This window comes from Gillisia sp. Hel1_33_143 (assembly GCF_900104765.1).
Classification (GTDB): Bacteria; Bacteroidota; Bacteroidia; order Flavobacteriales; family Flavobacteriaceae; genus Gillisia.
In genome coordinates this window covers 257,570-281,946 of sequence record NZ_LT629737.1, presented here as the reverse complement: position 1 = coordinate 281,946, position 24,377 = coordinate 257,570, and the positions used below count along the sequence as shown (strand labels likewise).

The 24,377-nt window shown below is 34.9% G+C and carries 21 protein-coding genes; 12 read left to right on the top strand and 9 right to left on the bottom strand.

All coding sequences use genetic code 11. The annotated features are described in order from the left end of the window. Nucleotides 1–74 precede the first annotated feature (74 nt). The 9 genes from BLT84_RS01285 to BLT84_RS01245 are packed head-to-tail and all read left to right on the top strand — an operon-like array spanning nucleotide 75 to nucleotide 11,958. Nucleotides 75–278 carry a helix-turn-helix domain-containing protein gene (locus BLT84_RS01285; RefSeq protein ID WP_091262333.1) on the top strand — a complete coding sequence of 68 codons (204 nt, stop codon included), beginning with the start codon at nucleotides 75–77 and terminating at the stop codon, nucleotides 276–278. Next, a complete protein-coding gene (locus tag BLT84_RS01280) occupies nucleotides 279–1,844 on the top strand; it encodes a type I restriction-modification system subunit M (protein ID WP_091262332.1) in 1,566 nt (521 codons plus the stop codon). Next, complete coding sequence (locus tag BLT84_RS01275) at nucleotides 1,828–3,111, top strand: restriction endonuclease subunit S (RefSeq protein WP_091262330.1); 1,284 nt, start codon at nucleotides 1,828–1,830, stop codon at nucleotides 3,109–3,111. Before BLT84_RS01280 ends, BLT84_RS01275 begins: the two co-directional genes overlap by 17 nt. 5 nt (nucleotides 3,112–3,116) lie before the next feature. Beyond that, nucleotides 3,117–4,409: an SIR2 family protein gene (locus BLT84_RS01270; RefSeq protein WP_197676597.1), complete on the top strand. Its 1,293-nt coding sequence runs from the start codon at nucleotides 3,117–3,119 to the stop codon at nucleotides 4,407–4,409. Beyond that, on the top strand, nucleotides 4,399–6,180 hold the full coding sequence (locus BLT84_RS01265) for an ATP-binding protein (RefSeq protein ID WP_091262326.1): 1,782 nt from the start codon (nucleotides 4,399–4,401) through the stop codon (nucleotides 6,178–6,180). Before BLT84_RS01270 ends, BLT84_RS01265 begins: the two co-directional genes overlap by 11 nt. Further along, nucleotides 6,177–6,398: a KTSC domain-containing protein gene (locus BLT84_RS01260; RefSeq protein ID WP_091262323.1), complete on the top strand. Its 222-nt coding sequence runs from the start codon at nucleotides 6,177–6,179 to the stop codon at nucleotides 6,396–6,398. The genes BLT84_RS01265 and BLT84_RS01260 overlap by 4 nt, the downstream gene beginning before the upstream one ends. Before the next feature lie 2 nt (nucleotides 6,399–6,400). Then, entirely contained in the window at nucleotides 6,401–7,426 is a 1,026-nt protein-coding gene (locus BLT84_RS01255) for a hypothetical protein (RefSeq protein ID WP_091262321.1), read from the top strand. Nucleotides 7,427–7,435: 9 nt separating this feature from the next. Then, entirely contained in the window at nucleotides 7,436–8,821 is a 1,386-nt protein-coding gene (locus BLT84_RS01250; protein ID WP_091262312.1) for a Fic family protein, read from the top strand. Then, entirely contained in the window at nucleotides 8,818–11,958 is a 3,141-nt protein-coding gene (locus BLT84_RS01245) for a type I restriction endonuclease subunit R (protein WP_091262310.1), read from the top strand. Before BLT84_RS01250 ends, BLT84_RS01245 begins: the two co-directional genes overlap by 4 nt. Here the strand turns inward: BLT84_RS01245 and BLT84_RS01240 are convergent. The 9 genes from BLT84_RS01240 to BLT84_RS01200 are packed head-to-tail and all read right to left on the bottom strand — an operon-like array spanning nucleotide 11,955 to nucleotide 19,261. Beyond that, the gene (locus BLT84_RS01240; protein ID WP_091262308.1) at nucleotides 11,955–12,320 is read right to left on the bottom strand and encodes a hypothetical protein; all 366 of its coding nucleotides are present in this window, start codon (nucleotides 12,318–12,320) and stop codon (nucleotides 11,955–11,957) included. The genes BLT84_RS01245 and BLT84_RS01240 overlap by 4 nt on opposite strands. A 7-nt stretch (nucleotides 12,321–12,327) precedes the next feature. Continuing rightward, nucleotides 12,328–13,185 (bottom strand): DUF4138 domain-containing protein, encoded by an 858-nt coding sequence (locus BLT84_RS01235; protein WP_091262306.1) that lies wholly within the window; start codon nucleotides 13,183–13,185, stop codon nucleotides 12,328–12,330. 30 nt (nucleotides 13,186–13,215) lie between these two features. Next, the gene (gene traM / locus BLT84_RS01230) at nucleotides 13,216–14,145 is read right to left on the bottom strand and encodes a conjugative transposon protein TraM (RefSeq protein ID WP_091262304.1); all 930 of its coding nucleotides are present in this window, start codon (nucleotides 14,143–14,145) and stop codon (nucleotides 13,216–13,218) included. Between the two features lie 57 nt (nucleotides 14,146–14,202). Beyond that, nucleotides 14,203–14,817 carry a conjugal transfer protein TraK gene (locus BLT84_RS01225; protein WP_091262302.1) on the bottom strand — a complete coding sequence of 205 codons (615 nt, stop codon included), beginning with the start codon at nucleotides 14,815–14,817 and terminating at the stop codon, nucleotides 14,203–14,205. An 11-nt stretch (nucleotides 14,818–14,828) separates the two neighbouring features. Further along, on the bottom strand, nucleotides 14,829–15,671 hold the full coding sequence (locus BLT84_RS01220) for a hypothetical protein (protein WP_091262298.1): 843 nt from the start codon (nucleotides 15,669–15,671) through the stop codon (nucleotides 14,829–14,831). 2 nt (nucleotides 15,672–15,673) lie between these two features. After that, on the bottom strand, nucleotides 15,674–16,261 hold the full coding sequence (locus tag BLT84_RS16205; RefSeq protein ID WP_091262296.1) for a conjugal transfer protein: 588 nt from the start codon (nucleotides 16,259–16,261) through the stop codon (nucleotides 15,674–15,676). Between the two features lie 4 nt (nucleotides 16,262–16,265). After that, on the bottom strand, nucleotides 16,266–18,668 hold the full coding sequence (locus BLT84_RS01210) for a TraG family conjugative transposon ATPase (protein WP_091262294.1): 2,403 nt from the start codon (nucleotides 18,666–18,668) through the stop codon (nucleotides 16,266–16,268). Further along, entirely contained in the window at nucleotides 18,655–18,939 is a 285-nt protein-coding gene (locus tag BLT84_RS01205) for a hypothetical protein (RefSeq protein WP_091262291.1), read from the bottom strand. The genes BLT84_RS01210 and BLT84_RS01205 overlap by 14 nt, the downstream gene beginning before the upstream one ends. A gap of 34 nt (nucleotides 18,940–18,973) precedes the next feature. Continuing rightward, on the bottom strand, nucleotides 18,974–19,261 hold the full coding sequence (locus BLT84_RS01200; protein ID WP_091262289.1) for a hypothetical protein: 288 nt from the start codon (nucleotides 19,259–19,261) through the stop codon (nucleotides 18,974–18,976). Nucleotides 19,262–19,450: 189 nt separating this feature from the next. Here BLT84_RS01200 and BLT84_RS01195 point away from each other — a divergent pair, with 189 nt between their 5' ends. The 3 genes from BLT84_RS01195 to BLT84_RS01185 all read left to right on the top strand — a co-directional run bounded on the left by BLT84_RS01195 (nucleotide 19,451) and on the right by BLT84_RS01185 (nucleotide 24,144). Further along, nucleotides 19,451–20,080, top strand: a complete 630-nt coding sequence (locus BLT84_RS01195) for an N-acetylmuramoyl-L-alanine amidase (protein ID WP_091262287.1) — start codon at nucleotides 19,451–19,453, stop codon at nucleotides 20,078–20,080. 286 nt (nucleotides 20,081–20,366) lie between these two features. Next, nucleotides 20,367–21,455 (top strand): AAA family ATPase, encoded by a 1,089-nt coding sequence (locus tag BLT84_RS01190; RefSeq protein WP_091262286.1) that lies wholly within the window; start codon nucleotides 20,367–20,369, stop codon nucleotides 21,453–21,455. Between the two features lies 1 nt (nucleotide 21,456). After that, on the top strand, nucleotides 21,457–24,144 hold the full coding sequence (locus BLT84_RS01185; RefSeq protein WP_091262283.1) for a S8 family peptidase: 2,688 nt from the start codon (nucleotides 21,457–21,459) through the stop codon (nucleotides 24,142–24,144). Nucleotides 24,145–24,377 lie beyond the last annotated feature (233 nt).

Below are 24,377 nucleotides of genomic sequence, written 5' to 3'. Positions count from 1 at the left end.
TATAATTAAATACTCATATAATGAGATATTTAAGAAAAATTTATAAATTAGAACTTCGAAATATTTTTTTATAAATGAACCGAATCAAAGCAGTACTGGAAGAAAAAGACTTAACGCAAAAATGGCTTGCTACTAAGATGGTAAAAAGCTACAATATGGTCAATTCTTATGCGCAGAACAGAAGACAGCCTAGCTTGGAAGATTTATATAGAATAGCCGAGATCCTAAATGTGGAAGCAAAAGAATTACTATTAGAACATAAAGACCGAAAATTATAAATGGCCAAGAAAAACACTACTAAACAAAAATCTATTGAAGAAAGCCTATGGGATGCGGCCAATAAATTACGTGGCTCCATCGAACCTTCAGAATATAAACACGTAGTCCTTGGGCTTATATTTCTGAAATTTGCCAATGATAAATTTGAGGAACGCCGAAAGGAACTCATTACAGAAAACAAAGAAAAATACCTGGAAATGAAAGACTTCTATAATATGAAGAACGTCTTTTTTCTTTCAGAAACTTCCCGATGGAATTATATTATAAAAAATGCCAAACAGGACGATATCGCCTTAAAAATAGATACCGCTCTCAACCAGATTGAAAAGAACAATCCTTCCTTAAAAGGCGCTTTACCCGATAATTATTTTTCCCGCTTGGGACTGGACAAGAGTAAATTAGCCTCACTTTTAGATACCATTAATAAAATTGATACCCAGAAAGATAAATCTCAGGATATTGTGGGTCGCGTGTATGAATATTTTTTATCCAAATTCGCATTGGCAGAAGGGAAAGGTAAGGGAGAGTTTTATACGCCAAAAAGTATTGTAAATCTCATTGCCGAAATGATAGAGCCTTACAAAGGAATTATTTATGATCCGGCTTGTGGTTCGGGCGGAATGTTTGTACAGTCTATTAAGTTTATAGAAAGCCACCATGGAAGTAAACAGGAGATTTCTATTTACGGGCAGGAGTACACCAACACCACCTATAAATTGGCAAAAATGAACTTGGCCATTCGGGGGATATCTGCTAATCTAGGTGAAAAAGCAGCCGATACCTTTAGCAACGACCAACATAAAGATTTGAAAGCCGATTATATTATGGCGAATCCTCCTTTTAATCAAAAGGATTGGCGTGGGCAAAAGGAGTTAATCGATGATCCGCGCTGGATGGGTTATGAGGTTCCTCCTAAAAGCAATGCAAACTATGCATGGATCTTGAATATGGTTTCCAAACTTTCAGACGATGGAGTTGCAGGTTTTATCCTGGCAAATGGCGCCCTTTCTGGTGGTGGCGAAGAATATAAAATTCGTAGAAAGTTGTTGGAGAACAATTTGGTGGAAGCCATTGTGATTTTGCCACAAAACATGTTTTATACTACCAATATAAGCGTAACCGTTTGGATACTCAATAAAAACAAAAAAGCGCATACACGTTCCATTGGTGACGAAGAACGCCAATACCGGGATCGTGAAGAGGAAGTGTTGTTTATGGATTTACGACAGATAGGGGAACCATTCGAGAAAAAATTCATTCAGTTTAGTCCAAAACATATTCAAGAAATCGCCAAAACCTACCACGATTGGCAACAAAAAAAGACCGATTTTAAAGACATTCCGGAATATTGTTATAGTGCCACCAAGACGGATATTGAAAAGAAAGATTTTTCTTTGGTGCCCAGTAAGTATATCGAGTTCGTGAACCGAGATGAAAATATCGATTTTGATACAAAAATGGCGAGTTTACAAAGCGAACTGACCGATTTGCTGCAACAAGAAGAGCAATCTAAAAGTGAATTGTTGGATGTTTTTAAAGAGCTGGGCTATGCGATCAAACTATAAGCCTATTGGTGATTACATACATCTTGTTGATGAACGCAATAAAGATTTAAAAGTAACCAGACTATTAGGGTTGAGCATATCTAAAGAATTCATTCGGTCAGTGGCGAATACGGTTGGGACAGATATGCGCAACTATAAAATAATTCGTAAAAATCAATTTGCGTGTAGCACCATGCAAGTACGGCGTGATAGAAAAATGCCAGTTGCTTTATTGACCGATTTTGATGAAGCAATTATTTCACAGGCTTATCCCATTTTTGAAATACATGATAAAAACCAAATACTGCCTGAATATTTGATGATGTGGTTTTCTCGTGCAGAATTTGACAGGCATGCGGAATTTTTAGCAGTAGGAGGAGTTCGGGGAACTTTAGAATGGGAAGATTTTCTGGCGATGGAACTTCCTGTTCCTTCCATTGAAAAACAGCAAGAAATTGTAAAGGAATACAATGTGGTGAAAAACCGGATTGCTTTAAATGAGCAACTCAACCGAAACTTAGAAGAAACTGCGCAGGCATTATATAAACTTTGGTTTGTCGATTTTGAATTTCCAGTCTCCAAAGAAAGTCATCCTAAACTTGTTTCAGGATCTCAACCTCTTGGCTATAAATCTGCCGGAGGTAAAATGGTTTTTAATGAGGAATTGGATAAGGAAATACCAAAGGGGTGGGAATTATGCTCTATAATAGATTTTTGTTCAGAGATGAAAAGTGGAGGAACTCCGAGTAGACCTGAAAATAGTTATTGGAATAAACCAGAAATACCCTGGTTCAAAACTGGAGAGCTTCGAAATAGCGTGTTAATTGATGCGGAAGAATACATTTCTTTAGAGGGTTTAAGAAATAGTTCGGCAAAGCTTTTACCGAAAAATACGGTATTAGTAGCAATGTATGGCCAAGGAAATACAAAAGGTCAAGTTGGATATTTGAAAATAGAGGCTTCTACAAATCAAGCTTGTTGTGCAATGATTTGCAAAAATGAAGTACAAGCTTCATTTTTGTACTATCATTTAAGAGTCAATCAGCAAGAAATTGTAAGCGCAGCCATTGGTGGAGCTCAACCTAATTTGAGCAAGGAAATAATAGAAAACGTGCCAATTCTTAGACCTGAATTAAAACTATTTGATAGTCATCCCTTTGTGCAAATTTTGAATTTAAAGGAAGTAATTACAAGAGATATTAAGGCCTTAAATAAATTGCAAACACTTATCTTTTCTAAAATGGCAACTGTGGAGAGTGAGAAAAATGAACCAGTTTTAAAAAATTAATTTATATGATTGAAATAACACATGATCCTTCAGAATATATAAGGGGAATACAGCAAATATTGATTTCAGATAAAAAAAGAATTGGTTTTTTGTTCGGTGCCGGAAGTTCTCTAGCAAGAAAAAATCAAAGAACCTTAACTGTTCCTGCTATAGGTGAGATGACAAAAAATATTGTTCAAGAAATAAGAAAAATAAAAAAATTTAAAATTGCTCTGGATGAAATTAAAACAGAATTAGGTGAAGAAAATTTTAATATTGAAACAATATTATCCAATTTAGAACAAAAGGCTAAATTTATAAGTACTGGAACTTTAAACTCATTAAAGGAAGAAGATTTTGAAGAATTAATAATTCAAATAAAGCAAAATGTCAGGAAAATTGTTAGTGTTCATTTATTAGAATTATGTGATATTGATACTAAAAAAGTTATACATAAATTGGTTTCAAAAGACATTGTTGAACATCTTGCTCATAATGATTTTGCAAATTGGATAGGTCAAGCAGAAAGAAAATATCCAGTTGAAATATTTACCACTAATTATGATTTTCTTTTTGAGTTGGGGCTTGAAGCTAAAGAAATACCATACTATGATGGGTTTTGCGGTAGCCTTAGACCGTTTTTTAATCCAGAATCTGTAGAAGATACAGAATTTCTATCTAATCAAACTAAGCTATGGAAAATCCATGGCTCACTTGGTTGGCATTATGATAAGGACACGGACAGGATTCTAAGAGTCAATCCAGATGATGAGGATATTTTAATATACCCATCTACATTAAAATATAAGGATTCAAAGAAGCAACCTTTTGAAAGTTTATTGGATAGACTTACACATTTTGTAAAAACCGATGATGCCATTTTAATAACATGTGGCTATTCTTGGGGAGATGAACATATTAACTCAAGAATTCTTTCCGCTCTCAAAACAAATACCACCTCTCACGTAATTGGACTTATTCATGGGGATTTAGAAGAAAATTCGAACATAGTTAAACTCGCACTTGATAATCCAAAAATATCAATCTATGGATATAAACATAGCGTAATAGGTTGTAAGTATGGACCTTGGAAACTGAAATCTGAACCAAGTACTGATGATACTGTAAATCTGAATTTATATTTCGATGAGGATGGACCTACCTACGAAACGGAAAAAACTGGGGAAGAAAAAACAGGAGGTGAAAATTGGACTGGGTATGGAGGCTTCATATTAGGTGATTTTGGCAAATTGGTTGTTTTTTTAAACTCAATGATTAATGAAAATGTAATAAGTCAAATAGGTAGAAATGCTAAATAGTAAAATTACAGAAATTGGACAAATCGATAGTATAAGCGGAAATAATATTTCTGTTAAGTTACTTGACAACATGAAGTCAAAAATGCCGGTTATTGAAGGTGTTGTTTATAAAGTAGGTCAGATAGGCTCGTTTGTGAAAATATCTTTGGGTTATGCAAACTTATATGGCATTGTAACTCAAATAGGCTCAGGTGCAATTCCCGAGAACTTAAAAGATGCATATGTAAATGATTACAGTTCATTTAAAAATACAAGTTGGATAAACATTGTTTTAGCTGGGGAACAAGTCGGGAAAAAATTTGAAAGAGGTATAACTCAATTTCCCACGACAGGGGATAAAGTTCATCTAGTTACAATTCAAGATTTAGATATAATTTATGGTGGGTATGAAGATTCAAATTCTATAGTTGTAGGTAACATAAGTGTTTCTGAGAGTTTAGATGCTAAATTAGATTTAGACAAACTTATTTCAAGGCATTGTGCTATAGTGGGCTCAACTGGAAGCGGTAAATCAAATGCAGTTTCTGTATTGCTGCAATCTATAGCATTGAGAAAATTTCCTAGTTCAAGAATTTTGGTAATTGATCCGCATGGTGAGTATAATGATGCACTTTCAGGATACTCAAAAGTAATAGAGGTTAATTCTACAGATGAGAAAAACAGATTGAAGATTCCATTTTGGGCATTACCATTTAATGAATTAATGAAAATATTTTCTGGCAATCTATCTGATCAAAACAGAGAGTATATAAGGGAAAAGGTAGTAGATGCAAAAATTAAAAGTGCTAAAAAAAATAAAATAGAAGTTAGCGATCAATCTATTAACGCTGATTCTCCAATTCCGTTTAGTATAAAAAAGCTCTGGTTCGAACTCGATGATTTTGAACGGATGACATTTCAAGGCGATAGGATAACTCCAGAACCATTGGTAGAAGAAGGTGACGTTCAAGATTTAAAATCGAATCAATATCCTATTGCTGGGATAGGTAATAGTGCACCTTTTCTAAATCAAAGAGCGAAAGGTTTGTTAAGCTTTTTAGATTCTGTAAGAAACAAATTAAATGACGATAGTTATTCCTTTTTATTTTCTCCAGAAAAATATACACCAAAGTCTAACGGAAAAATAGATTTAGATCTGGATAGTTTATTTTATGATTGGTTGGGAGATAAACTACCAATTACCATTTTGGATTTGTCTGGTATTCCCAGTGAAGTAATGTCTTCTATTTCTGGCACCCTTTTAAAAATAATATACGACGGATTATTTTGGGGAGTAAACACAGCTGTTGGAGGAAAAAATCAACCCTTATTAATTGTTTTAGAAGAGGCGCATAATTATCTGAAAGCCGGTGAAAATTCTATTTCTTCTAGAACAGTGCAAATGATTGCAAAAGAAGGGCGTAAGTACGGTGTTGGTTTGCTTTTGGTTACTCAAAGACCATCCGAACTTGATGAGACTGTCCTGAGTCAATGTGGAACAATGATTGCGCTTAGGATGAACAATTCAAAAGATAGGGGAAATATAAGAGCTGCTGTTCAAGATGAATTGCAGAGTATGGTTGATTTATTACCAAGTTTAAGAGTTGGTGAGGGAATAATTTCGGGAGAAGCAGTAAAATTACCCTCGCGAGTAAAATTTTTCAAAATTGCAAACGCCCCAAAAGGTTCGGATCCAAAAGCTTCGGAAAAATGGTTAAAAGAAATTAATAACGTCCAAGATGAATATACTACTTTATTGAAATCTTGGAGAAATAAAAATTATAAATTATGAATACTCCAGAAATGATTCTAGTAAGTTCATCTAATATAGCTAGTATAGGTTATGATGAACAAAATCAAGAAGTTTATGTACAGTTTATTAACAATACTTTGTATAAATACAAAGGCGTTCCAATTCATGAGTTTGAAAATTTTAAATGCGCTCCATCTTTAGGTTCTTATTTGCATAGGAACTTTAAAAATGTATATCCTTATGAAAAAGTAGGTTAAAAATGATTAAACTCAATCAAAAATTAAAACGTGTAGAACTCCAAAGATTTGAGATGGACAATCCTATTGTCTTCAATTATTTTGACAACCTTCCTGCGTCAGAGCGTGATGATAAGTTAGTCCGTGCATTATACATTGGAGTACTGGCCCTGATGGAAGACCGTATTTCTGCTTTTCTTTCCAAAACCTCCAATGAGTTGGGAACAGAGTTAGAAAGTCTAAAGATGATCTTTGAAATGAAAAAGGAGCTGTTTTATAAATCTACCATAAAAGGTTCTCTCGCGGAGGATGATATTGCCGAGTTTTTAAATGAGTATTTTAAAAGCAAAAAGATGGCAGATAGAGCCTTGCTTACGGGTAATGCTGCCGGAGCTTTGGCACGGAATAAAACAGGGGATATTATTTGTGAGGTAAACGGAGATCCGGAATTAAAAATAGCCATTGAGTGTAAGTTTGATAAAAGCATAAAACTTGGCCCCATAGATAGCAGAGATTTGTTTATCAGAAAAACAGATACGGCCTGGAGTCAGTTAATAGAATCAGATGCTAACAGAAACAGTAAGGTAAGCCTTATTGTTTTTGATATTTCATTGGTAGATAACTCTATCTTAAAGTTTTGCGAGAATGTGGGTTATATCCCTGAGATAGGTTTTATAGCAATCATAGATTCACAAAAAGGAGATTATACTAATTTGGCTATCGCTTATATGTTGGCGCGTGATATTGCGCTTAATGCCAAGAATGTTGAATTGGATAAGGATGTTTTAAGCGTAATCGTTACTCGAATAATAAAAGACATTAACGAGATAAAGGCAATCAAAACCTTGGTGGAGCGAAATATTGATACTAATCGGGAGATATTGAAACAATTAGAAAAGTCAATGTTATTGATGGATTTTAATCAAAAGTATTTAACCCAGTTTTTACAAACTGGCACTTTAACCAAAAAAGACCTTTTGGATTTTTATATGGGGGACGAGGTTAAGGATGAATACAAGATGATTGAGAAGGATATTTTAAATTTCTAACATACAATAATGCCTGAAACCAATCGCATAGAATATAAACGTGAACTTTCCGAAGGTTTGGAAAAGGAGGTTGTGGCTTTTCTTAATTACCGGGAAGGTGGCATTATTTACATAGGTATAGATAAGGAGGGTAAAACGGTTGGAGTTAAAGATGCCGATGAAGATCAATTAAAAATAAAAGACCGTTTAAAAAACAACATTCGTCCTTCTGCACTGGGACTGTTTGATATAGTAAGTGAAGAACGGGATGGAAAGGAAATTTTAAAAATTATTGTGGCCAGTGGTTCAGAGAAACCTTATCATCTTAAAAAGTATGGGATGAGTGAAAAAGGCTGTTTTATACGTTTAGGCTCTGCTGCAGAACCAATGCCTCAAAAAATGATTGATGAACTTTTTGCTTCTCGTACTCGTAATTCTATTGGAATTATAAAAGCGCATCGCCAAGAGCTAAACTTTGAACAGCTTCACATTTACTATCAGGAAAAACAAAAGCCACTCAATAAACAATTCAGAAAAAACTTAGAGCTTACAACCACAAACGGGGATCTAAATTATGCGGCATATTTGTTGGCCGATGAAAATAACGTTTCTGTAAAAGTAGCTAAGTATAAAGGCGAAACGCGTGTAGATTTAATAGAAAGCAATGAATACGGGTACTGCTCGCTGATAAAGGCAACTAAAAGTGTATTGGACAAAATAAATTTAGAAAACCGTACAATCACTCAAATCACATCAAAAGAACGAAAAGAGCAGCGTCTTTGGAATGCTATTTCGTTAAGAGAAGCGATTGTAAATGCTTTTGTTCATAATAATTATACTCGTGAGATAGCACCGAAATTTGAAATTTTTAAGGATCGAATAGAAATTACGTCGGCAGGATATTTACCAGATGGTTTAAGTAAAAGTGAGTTTTTTGAAGGCTACTCTATCCCTAGGAATAAAGAATTAATGCGTGTTTATAAAGATTTGGACCTTGTGGAACAACTGGGATCTGGGATTCCTAGAATACTGGAGCATTATGATAAAGATTGCTTTCATTTTTCTGATAATTTTCTACGAATGGTATTGCCTTCGGCAGAATCTGTTTATGCAACCGAGCAATTACACTCCAAGTACCCCGCAAGTATCCCCCAAGTCACCGCGCAAGACACCGAGCATGTTAACGAGCAAGTCACCGAGCAAGTCAAAAATCTATTATCGGTTATGGATAAAGCGTATAGTAGGAAAGAATTAATGGAAAAGTTGCAATTAACACATAGGGAACATTTTAGAGCAGCCTATATTCAAAAAGCCATAGAATTAGGTTTAGTAGAACTCACACTCCCCGATAAGCCAAAAAGTAGTAAGCAGCAGTATAGACTTACCGAAAAAGGGAAAAAAGCAAGGAAAGGATGAAATTTACCGAAGCACACTTGGAAACCGTTTTTGCCGAGCAATTAGAACAAGAAGGCTATACGCATCAATTAGGGAACACCATTTCTCGAAAGGAAGACGAAGTGCTTATTGATGAAGACCTCCGGAATTTTTTAATGAAAACCTATTGTAAAGAAGGCATAACAAAAATTGAGGTAGAATCTATTCTTCTTAAGCTCAAAACCCTTCCAGCTTCCGATCTTTACGAAAGCAATAAAGATTTTATGCGAATGCTTTCCGATGGTTTTCCTTTAAAAAGGGAAGACCGTTCACAAAAAGATATCTGGATTTATTTGATAGATTATTCAACAGAAAATCTGAACAGCTATAAATTCGTGAACCAGCTTGAAATAATGGGTACTCACAAACGCATTCCAGACGGGATTCTCTATGTAAATGGAATTCCTGTAGTTGTCTTCGAGTTTAAAACTGCTATTCAAGAAAATTGTACAATTCACAATGCCTATATCCAGTTAACCGTGCGTTACCAGCGGGATATTCCAGAACTTTTTAAATATAATGCCTTTTGCGTGATTAGTGATGGAGTAAATACCAAGGCAGGTTCATTTTTTGCTCCTTACGAATTCTTTTACGCTTGGCGCAGGATTGCAGGTTTATCGAAAGACGTAGATGGCATAGATAGTATGTTTACACTTATTCAGGGAATGCTACAGCAAGACCGATTACGTGATATTATAAGGAATTTTATTTTTCTGCCGGATAGTTCAAAGAAAGATGAAAAGATTGTATGCCGTTATCCCCAGTATTATGCAGCCAGGGCTTTATTTGAAAGCATTAAAAAGGCGCAAAAACCAGCGGGTGATGGAAAAGGAGGTACTTATTTTGGGGCAACTGGATCTGGCAAAAGTTTTACGATGCTTTTCTTGGCTCGGATTCTAATGAAAAGTGTTTATTTTGAAAGTCCGACGATTGTCTTAATAACCGATAGAACAGATTTAGACGATCAGCTAGCGGGGGAGTTTACCAATGCCAAAACCTTTATTGGGGATGATACCATCGCCAGTGTTGAAAGTCGCTCAGATCTAAGAGAAAGGATTAGAGGAAGGGAAAGTGGAGGCGTATTCCTTACCACCATTCATAAATTCACCGAAGACACCGAATTGCTGACTACCAGAAGTAATGTTATTTGTATTTCTGATGAAGCACACCGAAGCCAAACCAATCTTGACCAGAAAATAAAAATTACCGAAAAAGGCGTTCAGAAAACTTTTGGTTTCGCCAAATACCTACACGATTCGTTACCCAATGCAACTTTTGTAGGCTTTACCGGTACGCCCATTGATGCTACCTTAGATGTGTTTGGACAAGTGGTTGATGAATATACCATGACCGAATCTGTAAAGGATGAAATTACGGTACGTATTGTTTATGAAGGCAAGGCAGCAAAAGTAGCCCTTGAAAATAGTGAGTTAAAGAAAATTGAAGAATACTATCAAGTAGCTGAAGAAGAAGGCGCGAACGAATATCAGGTAGAAGAGAGTAAAAAGCAATCGGCAAATATGAACGCTATTTTAGGCGATCCCGATCGCTTGCAGGCTATTGCTGAAGATTTTGTTAAGCATTATGAAAACCGAGTTTCAGAAGGTGCCACGGTTAAAGGAAAAGCGATGTTTGTGTGTAGCAGTCGTGAAATAGCCTATGAACTTTATAAAAACATTATACAGATAAAACCAGAATGGGCAGAAATTAGAAAAGCGGAAAGAGGAGCGGAGCTCACCGAAAAAGAAAAACGGGAGCTCAAACCTATGGAGCGTATTAAAATGATTATGACCCGTGGTAAAGATGATCCTAAAGAAATGTATAATTTGTTGGGAACAAAAGAGTATCGTAAAGAATTGGATCGACAATTTAAAAATGAGAAATCTAATTTTAAGATTGCAATTGTGGTCGATATGTGGCTTACTGGTTTTGACGTTCCTTTTTTAGATAGTATCTATATTGATAAACCAATTCAACAACACAATCTGATTCAAACCATTTCTCGTGTAAATCGAAAGTTTAAGAACAAGAATAAAGGCCTGGTAGTCGATTATATAGGTATTAAAAAGCAAATGAACTTAGCTCTCGCTAAATACAACAAGGGAGAGCGAGAGAATTTTGAAGATATTAAAGAATCCCTGACCATCGTTAGAAACCACTTGGATTTATTAGCTAAGGTTTTCCATAAGTTTGATAGTACGAATTATTTTGAAGGAACTCCCTTAGCTCAATTGAATACGCTCAATATGGCGGTGGAATTTGTACAAAAAACCAAAGAACTGGAAACGAGGTTTATGGGCTTGGTCAAACGCTTAAAAGCAGCTTATGATATTTGTGCGGGAAGTGAAAAAATAACTCAAACAGAACGGGATTACACCCATTTTTATCTGGCTGTACGCTCTATCGTTTTTAAACTCACCAAAGGGAATGCTCCCGATACTGCCCGGATGAATACTAAAGTAAGGGAGATGATCAAAAATGCTTTGGCTAGTGAAGGTGTAGAGGAAATTTTTAAAATGGGGGATGAAACGAATAGCCAACAGGATATTTTTGATGAAGACTATCTAGCGAAAATCGACAAGATTAAATTGCCCAACACTAAGATTAAACTCTTGCAACAATTATTGGCCAAAGCAATTGGGGAAATCAAAAAGGTGAACAAGGTAAAAGGAGTAGATTTTTCCAAAAAGATGGAAGGTTTAGTGTCCCGATACAATGAGCGAAAAGGTGATGTATTACGTGGGGAAGTCTATGAAGAAATGGCTGATCAACTCACTGATCTTATTTGGCAGGTACAACAGGAGTTTTCGGCAGGGGAGAAGTTAGGGATTGATTTTGAGGAAAAGGCTTTTTATGATATTTTGAAAGAACTTTGCATAAAATATGATTTTCGGTATCCAGAAGATAAGCTTATCAAACTTTCAAAATCCGTAAAGTATTTAGTGAACGAACAAGCGCAATTTCCCGATTGGAGCAAACGGAATGACATTAAAGCTGCCTTAAAGGTTGGTTTGATTCTATTGCTTGATGAACACGGCTATCCCCCAGTGGAAAGGGATGAAGTTTATGATGAAATCTTTGAACAAGCGGAAAATTTTAAGAAAAATCGCCGTTCTTAGAAAGGCCCTCTTTCTCTTGGGCCATTATGAGTAACCTTCCATTGACCATCTTCCTGAACCAACTTAAAAACCCCAGGCTTCGGGTCGTAATCTGTGGAATATTTTATCCATGCGACTTTGTCTTCCATAGCTTCATCTACTATTTTGAAATTGGAGTCTGAGCTTTTGTCTTGAGCAAACATCTCCTGAATACTTGAAAGGTTTGCATAACCTTCCTCAGTGGTATGTTTTTTTAAGGTTACTTCATTACCGTGATAAAAACTTTCGGCAACAACTTTGGCGGTTTCTGTAGGGCTTAGGTTTTTATTTTGAGAACAGGAAATAAATAAAATTACTACCGAGCATATAACTATATGTTTCATAATATTATCAATTTGGATTATTAATATATCTATGCGATATTTTCAGTTCTATATTACGTTCGCCATTCTTTTCATTCAACTCTAAAATTGCCCTATGATCATTGGATAATGAAAACTTGGGCAACACATATACCAATCTCACCGTTTCGTTTTCACTAATTCGGGAAGGCACATTATATCGAAACTGAGGTTCTTTATTTAGTCGTTGCAATGATTTCCTTTTCCCTTTTTGTCTTGTTTCAATCGAGAGGTTTAAGAAATTCAAATCGTAATCTAAGGTAGATTTATTCTCAATCTGGATAACGAAGTAGAGTTCCTCTTTATTGAAAACAATATTCTCAACGCTCAACGCAATGCCTTCATTTCGCTTCTTAATCCGACCAATATGCTGTTGTCTGTCAAGAAGATGAGAAGAGAATTTCTGATAATAATACGTTTTATTATCTATACTTTCTTCATAAGTTATTACCTCAATTGAATCGGTTACCAATGGCTTTTCATTCCCGATTCTACTTGATAAGGGAATGAAATAATTGAGCTTTAAAAGATGCTCTTTATATCTTACAATATACGAAAAAATTGAGCCATCTTTATTGATAATCAACAGATTGCTTTCCTTTCCCGGCTTTGCCTGAAGCAGTCCGAAATTCTGTTCTTCTTCACGGTTGTAAGAAAATACAAAATTCTCTGAACCAGTAATCCCTTGTCGTATAGGCTCGGGAAAAAAGAGCGCTACATTTTTGGTGTCATTGGCATAAATGGTATCGAGGTCTTTGGGTGTTTGCTCTGTAATTTGTGCCGAGCAAAGAAGAGGTGCAAAACTGCAAGTAGCTAAAAAAATTGAAGTTATTATATATCTTTTCATAAGAGTAAATTTTAAAAACACATTATGTGTTTATAGTTTTGGTTTTAGAATAAGTTTGTAATTGTTCAGAACGGTCACTTTCAGGCTTCGGTTATTGCGCTTTAGAACTTTGGTAATTCCACCAACTTGAGGAACACTCGGAATATTGATATCGCCAATAATGTCATCCAATACTTCATTGGTAGCTTCTGCCCGAAAGTTATTTTCCACATAGATACCTTCACTACCATCCTGTAAATCGAAGGCTTTAAGTTTTGTAGGATGATGATTGATATTCTCGATTTCTATTAAAGCACGATTGGGCTGAAAGCTAATAAATCCAAAAACAGGGGTGTTTTTTGGCATTTGCTTGTTGTTGATCATTGCAGCTTTTGAAAGTCGCATTCTCAATCGGCTATTGACTTTAACAACTTGATCGCCATCGACAACTACATAGATTGTTTCATCTGTATTCCCGATACTTGAAATGTCATTGGATTTGGGCGAGGCGGCAAAGAAAAGTTGATGTTCCAAACCTAATTCCTGGGTTTCAATCTTCTGTTCCCGTTTTATTTCTTCAGAATCTATTTCTTGAATTTTATTGGGAACTGTTTTTCCTGCCCCAAGATTCTGATAGGTCGATTCAGAATATTTGATTTTCCCTGCGGAATAGATGCTATCTACAATGCGCTCTTTTTCACGCTCTGGCAGATCTGGATCATAATAACCAAGGGAATCAATCAGTTTTTCATCGTAAATACTCGGCGCATTGTTCTCACGGACTTCCTTTAAATCATTGATAGCATCCAATTTAGAATCGTACTCTTTTTGGTTTTCTTCCAAGTCTGGTATCTGAGTCTGTTCAAGGTTTTCATTTTCACTTTCGTCATCTCCCATAACCAAAATTGTATAGGAAATAAGGAATATAAAAATTACAGCCAATACTGCTGCGAAGACAATTTTATTCTTTTCTATTTTCATAATTGTGGGTTTTTAAATGCCGATTACCTGCCCGAATGTGGTCAGGCGGGTCGGTTTTCAATTTTCATAGTTCAGCTTTTTTAAGGTGTTTTCGAAGTAATCGGTAATCAATAATCCGTGTGGATTGTTTGGGAAGTTTCGGTCGACCATAATCAGGCTTCCTGTGGAAACCAGTTCATAGGTGTCGATTATGGAACCTCTATTGATTTCAAAAATGGTTGTAGTTGTAAAACTGTAAGAACTATTATTTTCATTTATCTGTGAATCTATACTCAGCACTTTTTGAACCAGTGAATACTGTAATAATCGATTATAGACACCATCAGCTTTTTTCTGACGATAGAGGTTATCCACGGAACTATTGCCCAACCATAGCGCCTTTTCTAAGTTCCGCTCATAGTTACTAGCATCGATATTATAGAAGTAATTGTGGAACAATTCTAAATGCGCCAAAGCTTCAACCTTAAAATTTTCTTTTTGTGTAACGAGCTTCAACGGAATGATACTTCCATCTGTATTGATTGCAAAAGCACTGTTCAGCGCTTTTTTATTCGTGCTAAATGCCATCCATAATGAGAATATGCTGAATAAAAAAGCAAAAATCACAACCGCTAGCACGATGAACCGGTTTAATTTTAAGATGTTGTAAATGTTGTTATAAGGTGCTTTCATTCTGATTTGAATTAGTTGGTGAATAATCTGAGGGTGAAGGATGTAGCTCGCATGTATAATTTAAATTTCAGGAAGACAATGAAGCCAACTGACCCAAGCTGCATAACAGGCGCAAAAAAGCCCTGGCCAGTATCCGTTCCGAAAAGATTCGTCCAGAAATTAGTATTGATTTCAGTGTAGATTGCATTGATAAATATGTTGACCAAAAAGAAGGCGGGCACAAGCATATAAACCGCAGCGTACAACTTGAAAAATGTATAGGCTAAGGATCGGAATTTCTCAAATACCGCTAAGCTTATAACCAAAGGAAAAAAGGCTTGCATGATGCCCAAAAGGAAATAACGTTCAGCAAGAAAGAGGGGGTAAATAAACAAGTCCAAAATCCAAAGGAAGATGCTTATAATAAAAGCAAATATTTTAAAACCATACAGCGGTGTGACCAAAGCTTCATAAAGCAATGTCATTGCATTTTTAGCAGCATCTATAAGATTTATATCCGCTTCTATTGGAATGTCCTGCATTTGTAAGGGGAGTAGTGCAGGAGCAGTTCCGCGATATTGTGCTTCTATGGAAACTAGAATGCTATCAAAGAAGCCCAATATCTGAGTAGAGAATATAACCAAGAGCACCACAGAAAAGTTTTTAGCCAGTTCGCCCGGACTCAAACCCCAAGTGTAACCGTCCTTATCCGAAATGCCTTCATTGTATTTTTTAAGGATATTGACTAGAAAGAACAACACAGCAAGTGTCTTCATTCCCGCAATAGTGTACTGCGAGAAGCTACTGTCCTGTATGGTCTGGAAAACCGCGTCGATATATTCCAGTCCGATTCCTAAAATGATGGTTGCGGTCATCGCTAATATTCTGTTTCGCGGTTATTGATTTTATCCTGCATTTTCCTAAAGGAAATGATAGCTCTATATCGTTTGGTTTTTACAATAATGCTGGAAACCATTTCTTTCGATTCCAGTTCTTTTTGTTTAAGTATTTCAGCGCGTTCTGCATCGCTCATTTTTAAATAATCACTAGAAAGGATTTCATCTATAAAATCCATTGTGTCCAAAGAATTTTCTACAATAGCAGTAAACGATTCTGATACCCTGGCCACTTCATCGGGTTTGATATAAGGGCTATCAAGAATATCCCTCAAATCATTTTGCATCACTTGGATAAGTCGTTGGTTGTTCCTTCCAATTTCGCGGACAGCTTTTAATTGTCTAACCACATCGTTGACCTTTTCAATATTTTCTTTTTGTGTTTTTAAGAACTGAACGGTCTTGATAATGTTTGCGGTTTGCTTTCCTGATTCTATCAGTTGTTTTACCAAGCTGATAAAATTGGTATTGTCATAAGTGGGCATTCCCTGGGCGGTAGCACCGCCATGCAATAAAAGGGCAATCGAAAGGATTAGACCCAACAAGATTGTTTTAATTTTAGTCTTCATAATATTATGTTTTATATGTGAATTCTATTATGGCCTGTTCCATATTTTGGGTTCTTTTATAAATCGCCATTATGGCTTCGTTTTCTTGTCCCTCGGTTAGATATGCTGCATAAACTTCTTTGGGAACTTCGAGCCTGAAAATGTTGCTTTCCTTTCCAATTTTGATAAACATTTCGGTGTACTTCCTATGGCCAGAAAGATTGTTTTTGATGGACTTTAATTGATTCAAGTCGTGACTGGAAAGGTTGAGCCTTTTAGCCAATTCGGAATACCCTTTTTCATTATTGAGGCTGTAGATGACCTGTGTGTTTTCGAGAATACTTGCGGATGTTGAATTATTTGGAAGCTGATTTATGGATTGTAGGATAATCCCAATCGCACCATTCTGTTTACGGATGGCTTGATAGTAGAATTCAACACTTTCCAATACGTTTTCAAACTTCAACTGCTTGGCAAATTCATCGAAAAGGATGATGCCTTTTTCAGCCCGGTTTTTCCAAATAGTTCTTTGGATGGCTGATTTGATCAGCTTCAACATTACAGACAGAATTTCCTTATTGTCCTTCACTTCATCCAGTTCAAAAACAATCAATCGTTTGTCTTCGATTTTATAGGTCTGGTCTTCGCTTACTTCAAACAGAAAACTATATAGACCATCACCAACGTACTCGGACATTACGTGCAAGAAGTTTGTAACATTGAAGTAGTCGGGATGGATTTTAAGGGTGTTTAGAAGATCCTTCTGATTCTTTTCGATAAATTCATAGAAACCTTCCAAAGAATGGTGTTCTGAAGTGCTGTCGTAATAATGACGTAATATCTTTTTGATAGATACCGATTGTGCCTTGGTCACTTTTAAGTCGGATGCAAACAATTCAAATAAGAATACTGATAAATCTTCAAGACGCTCAGGAGACAAGTCATTTTGATTGCTGATATAAAATGGATTAATTCCCAAGTTTTTTCCACTTTCATAACGTAGTACGGCGTATTGTTCAGGATAGAGTTTGGCAAATTTTGTATAAGAACCGCCCAAATCGATAATGACAAGGCGAACGCCACTTTCAAAATATTGACGCAGGATGTTATTGGCCAAAAAGGATTTTCCCTCGCCTGTAGGTGCGAAAATGGCAAAGTTCCGTGCCTTAATTCGCTTTTTGCGTTCGTCCCATACATCCTTAAGCACAGGAATATTGTGTTCCCTATCATTGAAGATGATTCCCGTAGCATCGGACTTATAGTTTGTGTTATTAATGAACAAGCAAAGTGCATGTTTTAAATCGGTTACATATAAATCTTCATTGGAAAAATTTGACGAGAAGCCGCAGTAACTGTTAAGTATATAATTCTTGCGTTCTTCCCCTCTTGGATAATAAGGGATGATATCCAATTCTTTAAACTCGGTCTTTATTTTAGAAGTAATTTTATCCAAGTCTTTGGCTTCCTTCGCCCAATACACAATGTTGAGATGACCGCGGATAATCCGTGCATTATCATCGGCATTGATCTGGTCGAGGATTTGCTGGATCTTTCCAAGTACCACCTTGTTTTGTGAACCGAAATTGGAACTCTTTTTCAGTTCCTCGATTTTCTTATCGAGCAGCTTGCGCCACTTATGTTTGTCGTCTAGATAAATAATCTGGTTGACAATGTGATTTTCATTTAGTGTAAGCCCTAGACCATCAATAAACCCTTGTTGAAATACAAAATCGTCTGAAGTGAATTTCTCATTGGTTATGCTACTCTGTACACTTTCGCCAAAGCACAGTTCGCTATTGATGGCCAGGGCATCAAAATGGTTTTCTCCAATATTGACGCTTTTCTTATCCAGTAAAATATCGGTATCAAAGCCCTCATTAAACCCGTTGAAGTAACTTTTTGTCAGCTGCTGAATTTCTTCCGCTTTAAGCGAAACGAAATCCATCTTTCGACTATTGTTGATGAAGGAAACAGAATCGCTTACCGAGTTGGAGAAACTCTTGATATTGTCATCCAGTTCTTGTACGATTCCCTTTGAAACTTTTCGGAAAGGATTGACATATTTAGGATTATTAAGTGCCTTATTTTTTGTCAGTATAAAGAACAAATAGCATTTGTGTTCGATATGTCCACGTCCTTTAAAATGTTCGTGTGTAGCCTTTTCGAGAAAGGTCGTATTCGGAAGCTCTTCTGAAGTATATGATTTTTTAAGATAGATATCCTGTTTATGGACTACAGTACCAACAGGCAAAGATTTTAATGCCTGAAACCAAGCTCCGTGCATATCCTCAAAATCCTTTTCCGACAGAGAATAGATTTCTGGTAAGTTACCTTCATAGCACAAAACCACGTTGCCATTATTGGCAAAGACGATATTTTTCTGAATATCTGCAATGGGCTGATATGCCGATAGGTTAATCTTGTACATAATAGATGCCTGAATTTCTTTTATTACTTATAATTTTTGGGAAAGCCTTAGACGTTTGAAAAATCTGTGGGTTGTGGGTAATTCTTGTCAATGCCACATAGAGCGCAGCATTAAAAACCAGAGCACCTATTATCATCCCGAAACTGAAAGAGAAAATAATGACCAAAAGCGAAGCAAGAATGGAAACCATGATCAAAGCAAACAGGGAAATGGGCAGCCCAAAAATGATTGCTTGTTTTCTGATATTTTTATAAATCTCGAACTTTTTCATAAGTACTGTTTGTATTAAAATGCCTCTTAGAGGCTTAGACTACGATTCCTATTAGGTAGGTAAAAATGCCTACTACTGCCCCAGCGATTAAAACAAATACAAGAACCCTTGTAATTCCTTTTTTGAGGTCTGTATTTTCTCCAAAGAAGTGTCCTGCATTAAACAGGAAACCAATTAGGAAAATTACCCCCAGAATGATGGGGAAAATGGTTCGAATGGTGTTTGATACATCATTAACTGAATTCTCAATACCACCAATTTGAGCAAAAAGTGATGTTGAGAGGAAGGATAGGATAGTCGCTAAATAGATTGATTTTTTCATAACGTAACAGTTTAAAATTATGTCTTGTTTTCGTTATTGGAAATTTACATATATTTGATTATAAATAACTGATAATCAAGTAATTGTGAATAAAATATTATTTAGTTTCGTTTAAATTCCGTTGCTATTATTTGGTATCAAATTCTATGAATTTTTGAAAGGAGGTTGTTAATAACCCAAAAATTGAAAATGAAAAAAGTCTTCAAAAACGTCAGTTTTGTCCTTTTGCTTCTAAAAATGTGTATCATTTTTGGACAGGAAACAGTAGCTCAAAAACGAATTGTAATTGATGTTGGACACGGTGGAAAAGATTCTGGTGCAATCGGAATAAATGGCATCCAAGAAAAGGATGTAGTATTGAATATTGCTCTGGAAATTTTGAGCCTTAACGAAAATTCAGAAACACCAATGGATATTTATTTGACGAGATATAGTGATACGCTTATTTCTTTATTGGATAGGACTAAATTGGCCAAATCCTTGGATGCAGATTTGTTTATTTCGCTGCATTGTAATCATTCGAATAATCCGAATGCTAGAGGAATTGAAGTATATGTATCTAATAGTGAATCGCATTATTTAGATGATTCAACTTGGTTGGCTTTTCAATTGCAAGCTGCGCTTAAAAGAGAAATGGGTTTTGAGAGTAGGGGTGTGAAGTTTGGGAATTTCCAAGTGCTAAGGGGAACAACGACCTATTGTCCTTCGATTTTAGTCGAATTTGGGTTTTTGAGTAATAGGGATGAAAGTAAGTATTATCAAAAGTTAGAATCCTATCAAGTTTTAGCTTTTGTAATATGGAAAAGTTTAATCATATAATATAAAAACGATGAGAGAGTTGGGAACGGAAATAATAAATGTGATAAAGAAAATTTTAATGGAATTCTATAAGGCTCTTTTTAAAAAAAGGATGTCTTGAGAAGGGACGAGCTCTACTTCTGTGGAGTGGTGCTTTAAAGTCTTCATATACAACAAAATAATTAAAATTTATTACACTCTGTTAAATAAATATTACGAAAATTAAAAAAATAATTACGAAGTTATGTTTTATTATTACATTTATAGTTATATTTGTAACGTAAATTTAAAATAATATTACAGATATATGTATACAGAGCTCATTAAAATAATTGAAGGTGGTCTTAATCACGATCCAAAGAAGGTTATCAGCTATTCTAAGCACTTGGCAAAAAAGTTAAGAGAAGATGGGGCGGATAAACTTGCAGATAAGATTATTAAAACTATTGAAGGTTCAACAGGTATTCCTGTATTTAAAGATCAATTATTTGACGCGCCCGTAGATAATGATACAAGGCTAAATATTGCTGACATCATTTTACCTCAAGATATAAAGTTAGATATTTTACTTTCTGATAGTATCAAAAACCCTGTGAATAATTTTATTTCTCTGGTTAATTCAAAAAATGAAATAGAAAGTAAAGGACTGCAAATGAATTTATCATTATTACTTTATGGCCCACCTGGATGTGGTAAAACTACTTTAGCTAAGCATATTGCTAAAGAATTAGATATTCCTATAGTAATTGCTAGATTTGATTCTTTAATATCATCACTTTTAGGTAATACCGCAAAGAATATCAGAAAATTGTTTGATTATGCAAAAAGTAAACCATGCATATTATTTCTTGATGAGTTTGATGCAATTGCTAAAGCAAGAGACGATAATCATGAAACAGGAGAGTTAAAAAGGGTAATCAATAGTTTGCTTCAAAATATTGACGATTTTTTAGAAACAGGTATTCTAATTGCTGCTACAAATCACGAACAATTGTTAGATAGTGCCATTTGGAGAAGATTTGAAAAAGTAATCAATGTAAACAAACCAAATTCAGATGAAATTAAGAACCTTATAGGGAGCTATTTTAATAAAGTAGACTCTAAATTGGATATTGAAGACAAGAAGTTTGATATGTTGTCTTCTTATTTAAATGATTTCTCGCATTCTGAAATAATTAAGATTATAAATAGTGCATTTTATAATTCGATCATTAAAAATAAAGAATTTGAATATGATGAAATTTTTTCTGAATACTTCAAATACAAACATAACAACAGGTTTACGCCAGAGGAAATGATACGTTTTTTAAATGAGAGTCATATACCTCAAAAACAAATAGCTAATTACCTAGATATTTCAATAAGACAAGTAAGAAACGCATTAAATGTAGAGTAAGATGGCTAAGAAAAATTTACCAATAAAACTCTTTCAAAAGAGACAAAAAATAGACGATAGAAGAGTTGAAGGCATGAATAGTAATATTCCACCAAAATGGCAACTTGAAGGTGAAGAACTTATATCTAGAGCAAATAGTCTATTGGAGCCTTTAAGTGAATTGGATAGTTTTTTTAATACTCGTGATAATGCAAGGAGTTTCATTCCGGCAACTTTGCGTGTAGATATTGATGATAATGCTATCGCAAAATCACACAGAAAAGACATTCAGAAATTATTTAATGGTCAGTTTACAAAGAATAATATAATTGGTTTTATAAATTCCAATAGTGCTATTGTGAAAGTAGACAGTATTGAAGATAATAATGCGATAAAGAGAAATATCAAAAACTATAGCCAAAATCCTAAAGCTATTTCTGCTGTTGAGGCTGTAAAAGTATTTGAACCGTTTATTGCAGATATTAAAGAAAATGAGACGGTTAAAATTTCACTAATAGATTTTCTAAATTACGAAATAAATAATGCGGTCAAGGCCTCATTTGAAAAATACTGTAAGCAAAAGAATTTAGATATTATAGAAAGCAATTATTCGTCGGGCTTAATAATTTTTAAACTCAAAAATGCTACCAAAGCACAATTAGATAGTATAAGTGATTTTGAAGCCTTAGAATCTATAACGTTTATGCCCAAATATAGTGTTGGCATGGATTTATTAGAAACTACTGAGTCGCTTGAGGTTAAAGAACCAATTGCGGATGAAGAGTATCCTATTATTGGAGTTTTGGATTCTGGTATCGCTAAAAATAAATACCTAAAACCTTGGCTTCTTGATAGAAATTATTCGTCATACCCAGAGGATTTAATAAATCCAACTCATGGCTCTTGTGTTTCAAGTATTATTATTTATGGTGATGAATTGGAAGGTCAAAATTGGACAGGTAATTCAGGGTGTAAACTCTTTGATGCAACAGTATTTCCTGATGACAAAAAGGAGAGTATAGATGAAGATGAACTAATCTTAAATATTAGAACTGCAATAAAAAATAATTCTGATATTAAAATTTGGAACCTTTCCTTAGGTACAGGATCTGAATCGGATTTAAGTGATTTTTCAGATTTCGGTAAGGCTTTAGATGATATTCAAATATCAAATGAAGTAATTATTTGCAAGTCTATAGGAAATTGCAGAAATTTTGAGAGTGGTTTTCCTAAGAGCAGGGTTGCTAGGTCAGGAGACTCAATGCGTTCAATTGTGGTAGGGTCACTAACGCATTCAAAAAATGAAAGTGATATTGCAGAAGTAAATCATCCATCACCTTTTACTAGAATTGGTCCAGGTCCTGCTAATAGTATCAAACCAGATTTAGTCTCATATGGAGGTAATGCTGGAATGAAAGGAGGAAGAAGAGTTGAGAATGGTGTAAAAGCTATTGCACCAGATGGCAGCATGGTAAAAATAATTGGAACTAGTTTTTCTACACCCAGAGTAACTTCACTGTTATCAGAACTGAACTTTAAAGTAAAAGAAAATTTTAATCCAACGTTATTAAAGGCACTAGCCATTCATTCAGCTAAATATCCATTAGGAATTAATTTCTCAATAAGCGACAAAGTAAATCAAATGGGTTTTGGAGTTGCTTCATCTGCTGATGATATTATCTATAATGACCCACACGAAATTACTTTAATATTACAGGAGAACATAAACAAAGGAGAATTTATAGAAATTCTTGATTTCCCCTTTCCTGAAAGCTTAATCGATGAGAATGGTTTCTTTTATGGTGAAGTTAAAATAACATTGGTAGCACAACCTGTTTTAAGGGAGAAACAAGGAGCTGAATACTGCCAATCAAATCTCAAATTACAATTTGGTACATATGATGACATAAAGAATAGAGATACTACCAAATCCAATATTCTAAATCCAATAGGTCCGGACGATCCAAAAAATGTAATACTAGATTCGAACTACGGTAGCTCTTATAAGAAGGATACATCTAGTGATTATGCTAGAGAACGAATGCTATTAAATTACGGTAAAAAATATCAGCCTGTTAAAAAATACTCAATAAACCTAGATGAAATGACAGCTGCTAGACAAAGAGACAGTTTAGCCAAAGGAAGAAAATGGTATACTATAATAAAGGGGGAATATAGAGAATTTGCAGAAACAAGATCAAAAGAAGATGGTGAAGTTTTAAATCAAGATTTTACTATGATAGTGACAATACGAGATACAAAAGGACAACAACAAGTTTACAATGAGGTATCTAGGTTGTTAGCAGATAGGAACTTTCTGCACTCTAATATAAAAATAAGGGAAGAAATCCGAATAGAGGTTGATTCTTCAATAGGTACAAAAGTAGCAGATGACGAGCTGCAACTTTGGGAAATTGAAGCAATTAAAAGAGCTGAAATACTTATGAATACAGCCCAACCTGATTTAGAGAATAATACATTGATTTTCGAATATGATATTGATAATCAAACTGAAGGATTCACAGCAAACGACTTCGACACGTTATCTAAATATTTAGAAAATCAAGTTGAGGAAGTAGCAATTAATTATATGCCATTAGATGAAGAAATTAGAAAAATGGAAATTAATAAATTGGATAGTAATAAATTAATACAATCTGGTATCAATAGTAATATGAATAAACTATTAATGCTGGGTTGGGTAAGATAATATATGTTTAATCTTAAAAAAATAAGCCGATAAGAGAAATAAAAAATCCAATCTATTGCTTGAACAATAAATTGGATTATAAAATGGGATTTAAAGTTTTGACGGACTCTATAATATAAGGCTTATCCACCTTATAACTCCCTTTGTACTGTATACAATGGTAATGATTTTTTAAATATTACACAAGTTTTGTTGTCAGATACGTCAAAAACAGTGTCTGTTCTCATGCTGTC

Bases quoted from the DNA above. Each gene is read 5' to 3' on its own strand.
- BLT84_RS01285 (WP_091262333.1), top strand. From the start codon at position 75: ATGAACCGAATCAAAGCAGTACTGGAAGAAAAAGACTTAACGCAAAAA.
- BLT84_RS01280 (WP_091262332.1), top strand. From the start codon at position 279: ATGGCCAAGAAAAACACTACTAAACAAAAATCTATTGAAGAAAGCCTA.
- BLT84_RS01275 (WP_091262330.1), top strand. From the start codon at position 1,828: ATGCGATCAAACTATAAGCCTATTGGTGATTACATACATCTTGTTGAT.
- BLT84_RS01270 (WP_197676597.1), top strand. From the start codon at position 3,117: ATGATTGAAATAACACATGATCCTTCAGAATATATAAGGGGAATACAG.
- BLT84_RS01265 (WP_091262326.1), top strand. From the start codon at position 4,399: ATGCTAAATAGTAAAATTACAGAAATTGGACAAATCGATAGTATAAGC.
- BLT84_RS01260 (WP_091262323.1), top strand. From the start codon at position 6,177: ATGAATACTCCAGAAATGATTCTAGTAAGTTCATCTAATATAGCTAGT.
- BLT84_RS01255 (WP_091262321.1), top strand. From the start codon at position 6,401: ATGATTAAACTCAATCAAAAATTAAAACGTGTAGAACTCCAAAGATTT.
- BLT84_RS01250 (WP_091262312.1), top strand. From the start codon at position 7,436: ATGCCTGAAACCAATCGCATAGAATATAAACGTGAACTTTCCGAAGGT.
- BLT84_RS01245 (WP_091262310.1), top strand. From the start codon at position 8,818: ATGAAATTTACCGAAGCACACTTGGAAACCGTTTTTGCCGAGCAATTA.
- BLT84_RS01240 (WP_091262308.1), bottom strand. From the start codon at position 12,320: ATGAAACATATAGTTATATGCTCGGTAGTAATTTTATTTATTTCCTGT.
- BLT84_RS01235 (WP_091262306.1), bottom strand. From the start codon at position 13,185: ATGAAAAGATATATAATAACTTCAATTTTTTTAGCTACTTGCAGTTTT.
- traM (WP_091262304.1), bottom strand. From the start codon at position 14,145: ATGAAAATAGAAAAGAATAAAATTGTCTTCGCAGCAGTATTGGCTGTA.
- BLT84_RS01225 (WP_091262302.1), bottom strand. From the start codon at position 14,817: ATGAAAGCACCTTATAACAACATTTACAACATCTTAAAATTAAACCGG.
- BLT84_RS01220 (WP_091262298.1), bottom strand. From the start codon at position 15,671: ATGACCGCAACCATCATTTTAGGAATCGGACTGGAATATATCGACGCG.
- BLT84_RS16205 (WP_091262296.1), bottom strand. From the start codon at position 16,261: ATGAAGACTAAAATTAAAACAATCTTGTTGGGTCTAATCCTTTCGATT.
- BLT84_RS01210 (WP_091262294.1), bottom strand. From the start codon at position 18,668: ATGTACAAGATTAACCTATCGGCATATCAGCCCATTGCAGATATTCAG.
- BLT84_RS01205 (WP_091262291.1), bottom strand. From the start codon at position 18,939: ATGAAAAAGTTCGAGATTTATAAAAATATCAGAAAACAAGCAATCATT.
- BLT84_RS01200 (WP_091262289.1), bottom strand. From the start codon at position 19,261: ATGAAAAAATCAATCTATTTAGCGACTATCCTATCCTTCCTCTCAACA.
- BLT84_RS01195 (WP_091262287.1), top strand. From the start codon at position 19,451: ATGAAAAAAGTCTTCAAAAACGTCAGTTTTGTCCTTTTGCTTCTAAAA.
- BLT84_RS01190 (WP_091262286.1), top strand. From the start codon at position 20,367: ATGTATACAGAGCTCATTAAAATAATTGAAGGTGGTCTTAATCACGAT.
- BLT84_RS01185 (WP_091262283.1), top strand. From the start codon at position 21,457: ATGGCTAAGAAAAATTTACCAATAAAACTCTTTCAAAAGAGACAAAAA.